1 protein-coding gene and 1 pseudogene are annotated in these 2,051 nt (G+C 49.1%); both read right to left on the minus strand.

Features of this window, described 5'->3' with window-relative positions; translation table 11 throughout:
- The coding region (locus B9T16_RS28085) for an AbrB/MazE/SpoVT family DNA-binding domain-containing protein (protein ID WP_410246326.1) at positions 1–158 on the minus strand (158 nt) is incomplete at its 3' end.
- Between the two features lie 195 nt (positions 159–353).
- A pseudogene (locus B9T16_RS28090) lies at positions 354–1,622 on the minus strand (ISNCY family transposase).
- Positions 1,623–2,051 lie beyond the last annotated feature (429 nt).

Below are 2,051 nucleotides of genomic sequence, written 5' to 3' on the forward strand. Positions count from 1 at the left end.
GTGCGTAACCGTCGTGCGTTGCGAATCGTGAGATGATCGCCCTCCACTTCGATTTCAACGTCTGTCTGAATACCACTTTGCTCTAAAAGCAGTTTAGGAATACGCACACCTTGGGAGTTGCCAATTTTAACGATTCGGGTTCTAATCACTTTGCTCATGCTGGGATGGCTTGAAAAGCAGGATGTAATTACATTATAGTTACACCCTCAAAGGTCGTCAAGTGCCAGGTAGTCTCCTTGGCAAACTCTCAGTTGTCAGCGATCGCAATTAGCAACTATTTCAACCTACCACAGGCAGCAATTCTCATTTTGGAAATTCAACTGCTATCGGGTGGGATGTCTAACTCGAGACCCTCAAGCATAAAGGTCAGAAGGTGGTCCCAACTGTCGAAGTACAGTCTGGGTAAGCGCGCGCAAATCATTAAAGAAGGTTTGGCGCTTCGGTAAGTGCGCTCGTAGCAACTGGTACTTGTTATCGAGCAACTCCTGCAGGGTGTGGAAGAGCAGCGAGAGGATGTTGATGGTCCGGAGCAAGGAAGAAAGATGCTGCTTGCCATGGCCAAAATTGTGTTCGAGATGGTAGCCCTTGGTCTTGAGAGTGTTGTTGTTCTCATTCTCAACTTTCCAACGAGTCCGCCCGGCCCGAACCACCTCGGCTACATTCTCATCGCTGAGAGGATAATTCGTGGCCAAGGAGTTGTGATAGGTTACCTGGCCATCAGCGGTGGTGACAGTAAGTTCGCACCAGTTAACCAACAGCGCCTCATCGCTATCTTTGAGGGGGACTCCGTTGAGATAGCGGTAGGTATAGGTTTTCTCGACTTTACCAGTCCACTTCTTGGTCGTGAGGGTCGGGAGTTCGATGCCCTCTAGGTGTTCATAGAGGGTAGTATGAGACTCGGGGCGACAGACGACGATGAAGTTAAGTTGCTGCTCTAAAAACTGCTGACACAACGGTTGGTGGCAATAGAGGTCATCCCCTCAAACCGTGACATTCAAAGCCCTCAAGCATTGTTCTTGCCTCGATAGCCAGCGTTTGGCGGCGGCATTCTCACAGTCTTGCTTATCATGACCATCTTGGGGCACGATAAATTCGGGGACTAAGGGAATCACATGATTCTGTCCCGGACAGACGATGACTGGAGTGACAACACTATGGAAGTAATGGGTTTTTCCTGACTTCTGGGTGCGCGTTGAACAGTGGGGACAGTGAATTTGGTCGGAACTGAAGTATTCGGTGCCATCCAACGCGACTAATAGACTGTCCCCTAGGCAACGGAAGTCTTCTAACTGCCCCTGGGCTTCCCAGACTTGTAGGATATCCTCAAACACTGGAAACAGGTGCTCTGGGGACACGGCATCTAATAAGTCCCGAATCTGGTTATCACAGGGAATTCGATGAACTCCAAACAGACTTTGGGCATTGCTCTTGCCTTTACTCCCCTCCATCAGACGTTGATAAGCCAGAAACGACGGAGTTTGAGTAAAAAACACACTAAACGCACTTAAAGCGGCATCCTCCATTCCATAGCGGCGATTTTTACCCCGGCGCTTGTCCGGTAGCGATGACAAGCACTGGCGGAAAGAACCGACTAGAGTCTCAAAGCCACCTGGCTTTTTCAACGGCTCTGGCGCTCCTGGGTTTCTTAGATGTCATTACGATACAGGGATGCTGGGGACTTGAACAGGTTTTCGCCAAAATGAGAATTGCTGGGGTGGCTACCGCCGTTACTCTCAACTTTCCGCTTTGTGTTATTATGAAGCCACAACTCTTCATAAAAGGCGGTCTGTCTTGACCTTGAGTCTCCCTGTCTTGTTTGGTTGTCGAAGCCAAACGTCGGGACACACAGACAGTTATGGGATTTTCAGTGTTACCACTTATATCGAACCAATGACCTCCTGGTGGTACTTTCACCCCTTGGTGGAATAAAAGGGACTCGTACCCTGACCATCCCATAACTGTTTATATGTCCCGACGCTTGGAGAAATCGAAGCAAGGCAGGGAACTCAAGGTCATAAACAAAACTGAGAAATCAGGGCGTAGAGAGTAAC

Source organism: Arthrospira sp. PCC 8006 (genome assembly GCF_046480465.1).
GTDB lineage: Bacteria > Cyanobacteriota > Cyanobacteriia > Cyanobacteriales > Microcoleaceae > Limnospira > Limnospira platensis.